The following is an 11,687-nucleotide window of genomic DNA, read 5'->3' as shown; positions in this document are numbered from 1 at the left end:
TCCGCCATTTATTAAAAAGCCTCGTCAGAAATGACGGGGCTTTTTAACGTCTAGAATTTATCAAAGGGATAATACAAGATCGATATTTGAACCCCTATCGAGTTCATTGCCCATCTATTAGCTATTGTCACAAATCCTCCTTTACACGATCAAAAAGTCCCTCCTGTATGGATACAAATTCCCAGCACCATAGCGACGTACATCAGAAATCCCAACCCGTTACCTGCCCATATCGTTGGGTTTTTATGGTAAAGACCGTAGATCGTCCAAAGCAGGGCAATAGCTGCGTACAGCAGCCAAGCTATCAAAGATAACCCAGCAGCATGTTCACTGTGAGAAAAATATAGTTTGTACAGTTGAGGCAGTGTGGCAAGCGGGCTAACAAGCCCCATAACGAGCATGACAGGCTCGAGTGCTCTTCCAAAGCGTTCTATAAGGGTCATATTGTTCCAGGCTGACGTTTACTCATAAATTCAGACTAATGGGCGGCGTCAAAACCTGCAATGAACGAGGAGGGCGATATCGAGACTGTACCGGAAATGATTAGAGCGTGATGGTTTTACTTTCAACGACATCCCAAAGAGCTTTCACTAAAGGGTTGTCGAGTTGAGATCTCAGGCAACATACACCAAGCTCAAAAGGCTTGATGGGAGCTAGCCTGAGCCGATTGATTTTTTCTCGTACTGGGCTGTTATTTATTACAATATCTGGCGCGATACCGACGCCACAACCTAATGCCACCATGCTAACTATGGCTTCGTGGCCTGATACTTGTGCGTAAATATTTGGCTTTATCTTCATCGTCTTGAACCAAGTGTTGGCACGCTCTCTCGCTGTACCTGCTTCTGGCACTATAAATGGAATGGATGACCAATTCGGGGTATCGTTTTGAAGAGTATCGGCAAAGCTGCTGATCCCTGCAGGTGCAATAACAGACAATGGGATTTCACTAATGGCTTCAAAAGCGATTTTATTTGGCAGTTGTTCGGGCTTTGCCGATATCGCAATGTCAGCATCGCTAGAAAGGATTTTGTCTATTGCTTGAGCAGGGTCGCCTGTTGAAACTTTCAGCTCAATCAAGGGATGACGAAGTCTGAATTCAGAGAGCAGTTCCGGTAAATGGCTATAGCTGGCTGTCACCGAACAAAATAGACGTATTTCGCCTTGAAGCTCGTTACCTGAGCCATTGAACAAGTTTTGATATTGCTGCCATTCACTGAGAATTTTGAGTGCGATTGGAAGAAGTTTTTTACCTGCCAATGTGAGTTCGACACTTCGGTTATCACGTAGGAAGAGTTGTTGATTCGCTTCTTGTTCTAGTTTTTGAATCTGACGGCTCAGCGCTGATGGACTGATGTGCATTGCCGCTGCTGTTTTCGAGAAGTTTTTGCTATCGCAAAGGTGAATAAAAAATTGGAGATGCCTGACGTCCATGAACGGTCTCTCATGTTGCAAAAAATGCAATTACATGTTGTGAATATATCACTTTAAGCAATCTTATGCCTGTTCTATTATGAAGCCAATTCGATGGGGCAGATTGTCATGCTTACATCGCTCAGGACAGTTTTTTCTTACGGAGTATTCGACATGTCTAACTATTTCAATACCTTAAACTTACGTGAGCAATTGGCTCAGTTGGGTGTTTGCCGCTTTATGGATAAGGCGGAATTTGCTAATGAAGCTGATTACCTTAAAGGTAAAAAAGTAGTTATCGTTGGCTGTGGCGCGCAAGGTCTGAACCAAGGTTTGAACATGCGTGACTCAGGTCTAGATGTGTCTTATGCCCTTCGCCAGGCTGCAATCGATGAACAACGCCAGTCTTACAAAAACGCGAAAGAAAATGGCTTTAATGTCGACACTTACGAAAACCTGATCCCACAAGCGGATTTGGTTGTAAACCTAACACCCGATAAGCAACATACTAGTGTTGTAAGCGCGGTTATGCCATTGATGAAACAAGGCGCTGCATTGGGATATTCACATGGCTTCAACATCGTTGAAGAAGGCATGGAAATTCGTAAAGACATCACTGTTGTGATGGTTGCGCCTAAGTGCCCAGGTACCGAAGTACGTGAAGAGTACAAGCGTGGTTTCGGCGTACCAACATTGATGGCGGTTCACCCAGAGAATGATCCGCAAGGTGAAGGTCACGAGATTGCAAAAGCATGGGCTGCTGCAACTGGTGGTCACCGTGCAGGTGTTCTTGAGTCTTCATTTGTTGCCGAAGTGAAATCAGATCTGATGGGTGAGCAAACCATCCTTTGTGGCATGCTTCAAGCGGGTTCTATCGTATGTTACGAGAAGATGGTTGCCGACGGTATTGAACCAGCGTACGCAGGTAAACTGCTGCAGTTTGGTTGGGAAACCATCACTGAAGCGCTGAAGTTTGGTGGTATCACGCACATGATGGATCGCCTGTCTAATCCTGCGAAAATCAAAGCGTTCGAATTATCAGAAGATCTGAAAGATCTAATGCGCCCACTATACAACAAGCACATGGATGACATCATTTCAGGTCACTTCTCATCGACCATGATGGCTGATTGGGCAAATGACGATGCAGAACTGCTAGGCTGGCGTGAAGAAACGGCTGGTACGGCGTTCGAGCAATACCCAGAGTCTGACATTAAGATCGCAGAGCAAGAATACTTTGACAACGGTATCTTGATGGTTGCGATGGTTCGTGCGGGTGTTGAATTGGCATTTGAAGCAATGACAGCATCAGGCATCATCGAAGAGTCTGCATATTATGAATCACTGCACGAACTTCCACTGATCGCTAACACTGTTGCTCGTAAGCGCCTTTATGAAATGAACGTGGTTATTTCTGACACTGCAGAATACGGTAACTACCTGTTCGCTAACGTTGCAACGCCTCTGCTGCGCGAAAAATTCATGCCGGGCGTTGGTACTGACGTTATCGGTAAAGGCTTGGGCAATGTTGGTAATGACGCTGATAACGCAACCTTGATTGCTGTTAATGATGTGGTACGCACTCACCCAGTGGAGTGGATTGGTCAGGAGCTTCGCGGCTACATGACTGACATGAAACGCATTGCGGTTGGCGATTAATTCGCATCACTGTAAATAGAATTGAAAAACCCGGCTTCTGCCGGGTTTTTTTATGTTCTTTTTACTGTTGAGAAAGATATTTATCCGTTGCTCTTCTCATTTAGCTTCTGTTCGAACTCCACCAATTTTTGCTCCATTTCTGCAAGCTTTTGGCGAGTGCGCAGTAACACTTGAGTTTGTACATCAAACTCTTCGCGGCTAACTACGTCCAGCTTTGCCAATTGACCTTGGATGACTTCTCGAACTTTCTGCTCAACATCATTACCCAGATCTTTGACCGGCTTCGGCATAGACTCATGGATTTGCTTGGCGATTTGCTCCAGTTTTTTTGGATCGAACATGCATTACTCCTCAATTTGATGCCGTTATTCTAAGCAACACCATACCTTTTGTCGAAACTGTCTTGCGCACTTTTGGTGAAAGTGTGTTTCATCTTGATACGTAATGATAAAAAAAAGGGCCTCATCATGAGACCCTTTGTTTACACATAAATTAATGCGCTGGTTTTTCCTCTGCGATTCTCTCTATGTCTTCCTCAAATACAGGCAGCGGCTCGTGGCGGCTAGCTAAATATGAGTAAATCACAGGCAGAACGAACAGGGTGAACAGGGTACCGATAGCCAGACCTGCAACGATAACAATACCGATACTGAAACGTTGAGCCGCACCAGCACCCGTTGCGTACATCAGCGGGATTAGACCTGCAATCATCGCAGCGGTGGTCATCAGGATTGGGCGAAGACGCACTTTTGCCGCCTCCATGACCGCTTCCATTTTGTTCTTGCCGTGCAGTAGCTGTTCTTCTTTAGCCACTTCACAAATCAGAATCCCGTGCTTAGTGATAAGACCAATCAAGGTGATGAGACCGACTTGGGAATATATGTTCATGGTTGCAGCGCCCCACGCAAGGGCTATCAAAGCACCACAGATAGCCAGCGGTACGGATACCAGAATGACTAGCGGATCACGCAATGATTCAAATTGAATCGCAAGAACAAGATAAATTACAGCCAGTGCTAGCATAAAGGTGCCAAGCAAGGCGCTACCTTCGGTCACGAACTGACGAGATTCTCCTAGGTAGTCATGCTGATAACCGCGTGGCAATTTCTCGGCTGCGATGCTTTCAAACCAGTCAATCGCGTCACCCATGGCAACGCCTGGCGCGGCAACCGCACCAATCGTCGCGGAGTTAAGCTGATTAAAGTGAGGCAGAGCCCGAGGCTCAGCAACCACATCAATCGTTACCAACGAGCCAAGAGGCACTGCTTCACCACTGGCAGAGCGTACGTAGTAACCCTTTATTGATTCAGGGTTCTGACGGTATCTACGTTCTACTTGCGGGATCACTTCATAGGAACGGCCATCTAGGTCGATTCGGTTGACGTAGCCATCCGCCATCATGGTACCCAGGGTGATACCAATGTCCTGCATGGTTACGCCGTACGCACCCGCTTTGTCTTTGTCGATGTTGATTTTCATCGTCGCAGAATCGAAGTTCAGATCCATATCCGCGTAAACGAACTGAGAGTTGGTTTTCACTTCAGCCAAGATTTCCGCAGCTACTTGGAACAGGCTTTCGAAGTTGCTTGGCGTAGTGATCACAAACTGAATTGGCAAGCCCGAGGATGCACCTGGAAGCTCTGGCATCTGGAATGCCGTTACTGCCATTCCTGGAACGTCTTTTACCTCTTCTGTCATGCGTTTAACTACATCTGCCTGACTGGCTTCGCGATCACTCCAAGGAACCAAGGATGCAATACCAAACGCCTGATTGGACTTAGGTACGCCTGAGAATACCTGCGCGAACGACACTTCTGGTTGAGAAGCCAATTTCTCGTTCACTTCATCCATGGTGTTTTGGATGTAATCCAAGTTTGCTGTTGATGGGGCTGTACCCATCATCATCATCACGCCTTTGTCTTCTGCTGGTGCTAGTTCACTTGGAATGAACTTAAACAAAATTGGCAGACTAACAAACACAATGACGGCGAAGGTAATGATCACCGGACGAATCGTCATGATGCCAGCTAGCATACGGGCGTAGCCTTCGGTCATGCGATCGAGGAAACGGTGTACTGTGGCCTCGAACTTGTTTGGCTGCTCATTGGCTTTAAGCATTTTAGAACACATCATTGGGGACAGTGTCAGCGCGATAATGCCTGAAATAAACACCGCACCTGCCAGAGTGAGCGCAAACTCCTTGAATAGGGAGCCTGTAATACCTCCCATCAAGGCGATTGGCGCATACACTGCTGCGAGTGTCAGGGTCATTGAAATGACCGGTACGGCGATTTCACGAGTACCAATGATTGCTGCCCGAAACGGGGTTTCGCCGAGCTTTATATGACGGTCTACGTTTTCCAATACAACGATGGCGTCATCCACCACCAGACCGATAGCCAGTACCATTGCCAATAGCGTCATCAGGTTTAGCGAAAAGCCAAACACCTGCATTATCATCGCCACACCGATTAACGACAGTGGGATTGTGATAATAGGAATGAGGACGGCACGGAACGAACCGAGGAACAGGGTGATAACCACGAGTACAATCAATGCCGCTTCAATGATGGTTTTCACCACTTCGTTAATCGATTCATTGATGGCAACGGTCGAGTCATACAACACGTTCATCTTAATGGTGCTTGGCATATTGCGCTCAAGCTCGGGAAGTTTGGCCATCACATCTGCTGCGATGTTGATAGGGTTAGCGGTAGGCGCGGCATTGATCGCGGCAACCACGGCTTCAGATCCATTGGCCGTCGCACGATAAATATCGTGGCTCTTCTCCAAAGATACCGTGGCAATATCGCCAAGGCGAAGTACCTGACCTTTTTCGGTCGAGACGACCAAGCGGCTGAGCTCTTCAGTGTTAGATACCTGAGTGTCGGCAGAGCCGTTATACACCATAAAGGTACCAATAGACTGACCTGTTGCTGACTGATAGTTATTGGCGTTCAATACACCCATCACATCGGTCGCGGTCAGGTTGAATGCAGCCATTTTCGCTGGATCTAGCCATACACGTAATGCGTATTTCAGACCGCCGTAAAGGTCAATTTTCGACACACCGTTAACGGTAAATAGCTGTGGCTTGGTCACACGTTCTAGGTAATCAGTGATCTGGCTGGAATCGAGCGTATCTGATGTAAAGCCAATATACATGACCGCTGTAGTCGAACCCGTGGACATGCTCACTGAAGGGTCTTCCGACTCTCCGGGTAATTGTGCGCGCACCGAGTTTACCTTGGCGAGAATATCAGCCAATGCTGCATTTGGGTCTGTGTTGAGCTTCATGTAGACAGTCACCGTCGAGCTGCCAAGCACCGATTCAGACGTCATAAAATCGATATTATCGGCCTGTGCAACAGCTTGTTCTAGCGGTGTGGTAATGAAGCCCTGGATCAAATCAGCACTAGCACCATAGTAACTGGTGCTAATGGTGACCACGGTGTTGGTCATGTCCGGGTATTCACGAACCTGCATCTTGAAAATAGATTGCAGGCCGAGCAGCGCGATCAGAAAACTGATCGACACCGCCAAAACCGGACGCTTTATGAAAATATCCGTAAATTTCATCGCGACCTCATTACAGCTGTGGCAATTGTGTCGGTGGTGTCAGCGCGTCATTTTCAACAACGCGAACCTTGGCACCATTGCTCAAACGAACCTGACCTGAAGTGACGACTTTATCGCCAGCGTTTAGGCCATCAAGAACATGTGCAATATGACCTTTACGCTCACCGACCTTCACGACTTGCTGATAAGCACGGGTATTACCGTCTTCTTCACGCAGAACATAGACGTTTTCGCCATATAGGGTGAAATTGATAGCGGTTTGATCGACCACAACTTGATCTTCAATGGTGGGCAAAATGACTTTGGCGCGAGCAAACATACCTGAACGCAACTGACCGTCGTTGTTTGGAATATCCGCTTGGATTTGAATCAGGCCACTTTGGAAGTTCACCGCAGGTTCAATAGCGCTGATCTTTCCCGTGAATGGTGTTTCTGGGTATGCATCGACAGAGATATTGATTCGTTGACCAAGGTGGATTTTAGCGATGTCTGTTTGCGGCACAGTAAAACGTAGTCGCATGACAGAGGTATCTTCCAATCGCACAATCTCAGTGCCTGGCTGCAGATATTGCCCCAAGAACACATTGCGCAAACCGACAACGCCATCAAAAGGTGCATCGATAGTACGGCGGTCGATAGATGCATTCAGACTTTCTATATCCGCTTGAAGTGAGCGGAAGTTGGCTTCTGCTTCGTCCAGTGCTTCTTTCGATATTGAGCCCTTACGGAACAAGCCCTGATAACGTTTGTACTTAGCTTCCGCTGCAGGCAAACGTGCTTGGGTACTCTTCAGGTTTGCGAGTTCGACCTTTGAATCCAGCGCAAGCAGCACATCATTTTGTTTAACTGGCTGCCCTGATTCGAAATTAATGCTGTCGATGATGCCGTTCACTTCTGTCGATAGTGTGACACCTTGATTCGGCTCGATAAAGCCGATGGCCTCAATGGTGGGTACCCATTCAGTGGCCGATAATTCGGTGACCGTGACCGGGAAATCCGGCTCAGGCATATTTGCCATGTACTCGGCGATTTTCTGTTGCTTGAACATGTTAAAGCCGATAACTGTACCAAACAGCATAATTGCCACGATCAACATGACAACAAACCATTTCTTCATTGAGATTTCTCCGGTTCTTTATGAAGGCTAATAGCGTCCCAGCAAGCCTCGACGGCATCGTCGATTGCTGAAGCGTTGAGATTTATAACACCCCGGGCCTGTTTGCGAGCTAAACAAATCGCGGGTTCAAGCCCTATCCCAGAAAGCACATCACTGGGGAGTGGTTTGAATGTTCCATTCGCGACACCAGCCTGAAAAAGGTTGTGGATTGGAGCGAAAAGCGCTTTTTCCATCGTCCTTTGTTCTGAGCTGTTTTGATAAGGCAAGCTATCAAACTGTTCGCGATTTATTGCATGGCCGTCACGACTGATGGTGAGTTGCCAAGCGTTTCGCCATGCAGTAACAAATTGTTGTTTCATCGACATATTGTCAGTCAGCCCGTGCACTATTTTCTTTGCACATTGGCTCATGACATGATGGCGAAGTTGAGCGAGTAAATCGTTTTTATCTGAGAAGTACCGATAGATGGTACCAGCAGCAACCCCTGCCTCTTTCGCGACCATTTGCATGGAAAGGCGATCAAAACCGTGTTCTGCCAATAATCGCTCGGTGGCTTCTAGAATTTGTGTTTTTTTGTCGGACATACATTTTGCCTACAATGAATGAACGTTCATTCATTGTATTTGTTTTGAGACTGGCTGCAAGGTAAAACTATCATTGAATTTACTGGTTTTTTTAATTAAATGATGAGTATGTTCTCAAATCAGCGCCACGCAGAGCAGCTTGGCCTCATCGCCAACAAATTTTCGCTGAGCAAGCATCTTGACGTTGCTTGGGTATACAATGCACGAGCAAACTAATACTCCATATATCCGAGGACACCATGAAACTGAACCCTGCCCAAAATGACGCTGTCCATCATGTGTCTGGACCGTGCCTAGTACTGGCAGGCGCTGGCTCAGGTAAAACCCGCGTTATTACCAATAAAATTGCTTACCTCGTTCAGCAGTGCGACTACAAAGCGCGCCACATTGCAGCCGTGACGTTCACCAACAAAGCGGCACGTGAAATGAAAGAACGCGTTAATCAAACGCTCAGCCGCCAGGAATCACGCGGGCTAATGGTGTCCACGTTTCACACACTGGGCCTCAACATCATTCGTCGGGAATACAAAAGCCTTGGCTTAAAAGCGGGCTTTTCGCTTTTTGATGATCAAGACCAAATGGCGCTGCTGAAAGAACTGACAGAAGATGAACTTGAGGGCGATAAGGATTTACTCAAACAGCTTCTTCATACCATCTCCAATTGGAAAAATGACATGCTGACGCCACTGCAGGCAGAATCTGCAGCCATGGGCGAGCGTGACCAACTGTTTGCGCATTGCTACACCATGTATCAAAAGCAGATGAAGGCGTATAACGCGCTCGATTTTGACGACCTCATCTTGATGCCCGTGATCTTGCTAAAAACCAATCAAGAAGTGCGTGAACGTTGGCAAAATAAAATTCGTTACCTGTTGGTGGACGAATACCAAGACACCAATACGAGTCAATATCAGTTAGTGAAACTGCTGGTGGGAGAACGAGAGCGGTTTACTGTGGTGGGCGATGATGATCAGTCCATTTATAGCTGGCGCGGCGCACAGCCTAAAAACCTATTGATGCTCAGTGAGGACTTTCCTTCGCTCAAAGTGATTAAGCTGGAGCAGAATTATCGCTCAACCAGTCGAATTTTGAGGTCGGCTAATATCCTGATCGCGAATAACCCGCATGTTTTCGAGAAAACGCTATTCTCAGCGCTTCCAGATGGTGAAATGTTGACCGTGCTTAAAGCGAATAACGAAGAGCATGAAGCAGAGCGAGTGGTGGGTGAAATCATCGCGCATCGTTACATGAAGCGAACTGACTACAAAGATTATGCGATTTTGTATCGTGGCAACCATCAGTCACGCTTGTTCGAAAAAGCGCTGATGCAAAACCGTATTCCCTACAAAATTTCAGGCGGTACCTCTTTTTTCGCTCGAGCTGAAATCAAAGACATCATGGCGTACTTGCGCCTACTGACCAATCAAGACGATGACAACGCCTTTCTACGTATCGTGAACACGCCACGTCGCGAAATTGGGCCAGTAACACTGGAAAAGCTCGGTACTTACGCGAACATGCGTGGAAAAAGCCTGTTTGCAGCGAGCTTCGAAATCGGGCTTCAAGAACATCTTGCTGGTCGCGGTTTGGAATCGCTCCAACGCTTCACGCGTTGGATTGTCGAATTGTCGGATCAGTTCGAGCGCGGTGATGCCGTGGATGCCGTGCGATCGCTCGTACGTGACTCACACTATGAAGATTGGCTGTATGAAAACTCATCCAGCCCGAAAGCCGCAGAAATGGCGATGAAAAATGTCTCCGACTTGTACAGTTGGATTGTGGCTGACTTAGAGGGTGACAATCCAGACAATGAGCAAAAAACACTGCGTGAAGTGGTTCAGCGTCTGACATTGCGAGACATGATGGAGCGAGGCGAAGACAGCGATGATGCCGATCAGGTGCAATTGATGACCTTGCATGCATCGAAAGGCCTCGAGTTCCCGTATGTCTTTTTGGTTGGCATGGAAGAAGGGTTGTTGCCACACCAATCGAGTATCGACGAAGATAACGTCGAGGAGGAGCGTCGGCTTGCGTATGTGGGTATCACTCGAGCGCAGAAAGAAATGACGTTCACGCTTTGTAAAGAGCGTCGACAATATGGTGAACTGATAAAACCGCTGCCGAGTCGTTTTCTCGAAGAGCTACCCTACGATGATGTGGAGTGGGAAGAAAAGAAAAAGCCCCAGACTCAGGAAGAACGCATGGCGAAAGGAACCGCAGCCATCGCAAACCTTCGCGCGATGTTGAACAAAGATTGAAGATGACACAGTGAAATGACCGCTTCACAAAACACAAAGGCGACCATCAGGTCGCCTTTGTCGTCGATTAAATCGTATTACAGCGCCAGCATATGGTCGATAGCAGCAACGATCTCTTCGTCTGAACAATCCATACACGTACCGCGAGCAGGCATACCATTAAAGCCATTGATGGCGTGGTTATTCACAACGTCACGGCCCTGAGCGAGGCGTGGCTCCCACGCTGCGGCGTCACCTGCTAAAGGTGCACCCGCGGCCCCTGTCGCATGACAGGCCATACAATAGGTGTTGTAGACGGCATCGCCCGTGCGAGGACCAGTAGGAGCGGCCGCAGTTTCAACTGGAGCTTCACCTTCCAAATAAACAGAGCCTACCGGTGCGATTCGCTCGGCAATGGCTTCTTCAGACATGTCAGCGGCATTCGCTGCGCCCATCAGAGATAGCGCGGTGATAGCTGACACTGCTAAACGACGTAAAAAAATTCCCTTTGCGCTCACGGCTTCACTCCCAATATGTTTTTAGCTCCGAAAATTCGGGCGTTTTTTATGCTGTTAGTTATTTTTATCACAACTCGTGGTGTTGATCGGCTAACTAGGTCGATCTTTTGAGCTTTTGTGATATGACTGACTACGAAGCTATGCCGTAATTAGGTTAACTCCGTGTAAACACTAAGTGATTATAGCGCTTTAGATTGTTGCGTTAAACCGTTATGATTATGGTCATTGGCACGGTTTTTATCCTGATTGAGCAAAAAGAGAGCGGTCGGGAAGAAAATTAAAAAAAGTGCTAGACGGCAAGGGGTGATCTCCGTAATATGCGACTCCGCCGACAGGGACAAAGCGTCCGTAGCTCAGCTGGATAGAGCGTTGGCCTCCGGAGCCGAAGGTCGCAGGTTCGAATCCTGTCGGGCGCACCAAACCGGAAATGGAAACAAATTGGCAAAAAAAGTAATGTGGTGGCTATAGCTCAGTTGGTAGAGTCCTGGATTGTGATTCCAGTTGTCGCGGGTTCGAGTCCCGTTAGCCACCCCACTCGGTGAATAGCGCAGCTTGGTAGCGCATCTGGTTTGGGACCAGA

At 47.6% G+C, this 11,687-nt stretch carries 9 protein-coding genes and 2 tRNA genes; 4 read left to right on the top strand and 7 right to left on the bottom strand.

The window, feature by feature from the left end; translation table 11 throughout:
* Nucleotides 1–149 precede the first annotated feature (149 nt).
* Nucleotides 150–443, bottom strand: coding sequence for a SemiSWEET transporter (locus A1OO_RS08440; RefSeq protein ID WP_017004971.1), 294 nt, complete (start codon nucleotides 441–443; stop codon nucleotides 150–152).
* A 100-nt stretch (nucleotides 444–543) separates the two neighbouring features.
* Nucleotides 544–1,434 (bottom strand): HTH-type transcriptional activator IlvY, encoded by an 891-nt coding sequence (ilvY, locus tag A1OO_RS08435; protein ID WP_017004970.1) that lies wholly within the window; start codon nucleotides 1,432–1,434, stop codon nucleotides 544–546.
* 153 nt (nucleotides 1,435–1,587) lie between these two features.
* On the opposite strand from ilvY, the gene ilvC reads away from it, so the two are divergent.
* A complete protein-coding gene (ilvC, locus tag A1OO_RS08430) occupies nucleotides 1,588–3,072 on the top strand; it encodes a ketol-acid reductoisomerase (RefSeq protein WP_017004969.1) in 1,485 nt (494 codons plus the stop codon).
* Nucleotides 3,073–3,152: 80 nt separating this feature from the next.
* On the opposite strand, the gene ubiK is transcribed toward ilvC, so the two are convergent.
* From ubiK to A1OO_RS08410, 4 genes are all read right to left on the bottom strand, one after another.
* Nucleotides 3,153–3,413, bottom strand: a complete 261-nt coding sequence (gene ubiK, locus A1OO_RS08425) for a ubiquinone biosynthesis accessory factor UbiK (RefSeq protein ID WP_017004968.1) — start codon at nucleotides 3,411–3,413, stop codon at nucleotides 3,153–3,155.
* 151 nt (nucleotides 3,414–3,564) lie between these two features.
* Nucleotides 3,565–6,651 (bottom strand): multidrug efflux RND transporter permease subunit, encoded by a 3,087-nt coding sequence (locus tag A1OO_RS08420; protein WP_017004967.1) that lies wholly within the window; start codon nucleotides 6,649–6,651, stop codon nucleotides 3,565–3,567.
* Between the two features lie 10 nt (nucleotides 6,652–6,661).
* Nucleotides 6,662–7,768 (bottom strand): efflux RND transporter periplasmic adaptor subunit, encoded by a 1,107-nt coding sequence (locus A1OO_RS08415; RefSeq protein ID WP_016961626.1) that lies wholly within the window; start codon nucleotides 7,766–7,768, stop codon nucleotides 6,662–6,664.
* Nucleotides 7,765–8,352, bottom strand: a complete 588-nt coding sequence (locus A1OO_RS08410; RefSeq protein WP_017004966.1) for a TetR/AcrR family transcriptional regulator — start codon at nucleotides 8,350–8,352, stop codon at nucleotides 7,765–7,767. The genes A1OO_RS08415 and A1OO_RS08410 overlap by 4 nt, the downstream gene beginning before the upstream one ends.
* 239 nt (nucleotides 8,353–8,591) lie before the next feature.
* Between A1OO_RS08410 and rep the strand changes: the two genes are divergently transcribed.
* On the top strand, nucleotides 8,592–10,610 hold the full coding sequence (gene rep, locus A1OO_RS08405) for a DNA helicase Rep (RefSeq protein WP_016961628.1): 2,019 nt from the start codon (nucleotides 8,592–8,594) through the stop codon (nucleotides 10,608–10,610).
* Nucleotides 10,611–10,687: 77 nt separating this feature from the next.
* Here rep and A1OO_RS08400 read toward each other — a convergent pair whose 3' ends face one another.
* Nucleotides 10,688–11,107: a c-type cytochrome gene (locus tag A1OO_RS08400; protein WP_017004964.1), complete on the bottom strand. Its 420-nt coding sequence runs from the start codon at nucleotides 11,105–11,107 to the stop codon at nucleotides 10,688–10,690.
* A 342-nt stretch (nucleotides 11,108–11,449) separates the two neighbouring features.
* On the opposite strand from A1OO_RS08400, the gene A1OO_RS08395 reads away from it, so the two are divergent.
* Nucleotides 11,450–11,526, top strand: a tRNA-Arg gene (locus A1OO_RS08395).
* Nucleotides 11,527–11,565: 39 nt separating this feature from the next.
* Nucleotides 11,566–11,641: transfer RNA gene (locus tag A1OO_RS08390), tRNA-His, on the top strand.
* Nucleotides 11,642–11,687: the final 46 nt, after the last annotated feature.

The sequence above is a fragment of the Enterovibrio norvegicus FF-33 genome, from assembly GCF_000286835.2.
GTDB classification, from domain to species: Bacteria; Pseudomonadota; Gammaproteobacteria; order Enterobacterales; family Vibrionaceae; genus Enterovibrio; species Enterovibrio norvegicus_A.
Note: the sequence above shows the minus strand (reverse complement) of the source record. Positions and strands in the feature narration are given on the sequence as shown.

Bases quoted from the DNA above. Each gene is read 5' to 3' on its own strand.
- A1OO_RS08440 (WP_017004971.1), bottom strand. From the start codon at position 443: ATGACCCTTATAGAACGCTTTGGAAGAGCACTCGAGCCTGTCATGCTC.
- ilvY (WP_017004970.1), bottom strand. From the start codon at position 1,434: ATGGACGTCAGGCATCTCCAATTTTTTATTCACCTTTGCGATAGCAAA.
- ilvC (WP_017004969.1), top strand. From the start codon at position 1,588: ATGTCTAACTATTTCAATACCTTAAACTTACGTGAGCAATTGGCTCAG.
- ubiK (WP_017004968.1), bottom strand. From the start codon at position 3,413: ATGTTCGATCCAAAAAAACTGGAGCAAATCGCCAAGCAAATCCATGAG.
- A1OO_RS08420 (WP_017004967.1), bottom strand. From the start codon at position 6,651: ATGAAATTTACGGATATTTTCATAAAGCGTCCGGTTTTGGCGGTGTCG.
- A1OO_RS08415 (WP_016961626.1), bottom strand. From the start codon at position 7,768: ATGAAGAAATGGTTTGTTGTCATGTTGATCGTGGCAATTATGCTGTTT.
- A1OO_RS08410 (WP_017004966.1), bottom strand. From the start codon at position 8,352: ATGTCCGACAAAAAAACACAAATTCTAGAAGCCACCGAGCGATTATTG.
- rep (WP_016961628.1), top strand. From the start codon at position 8,592: ATGAAACTGAACCCTGCCCAAAATGACGCTGTCCATCATGTGTCTGGA.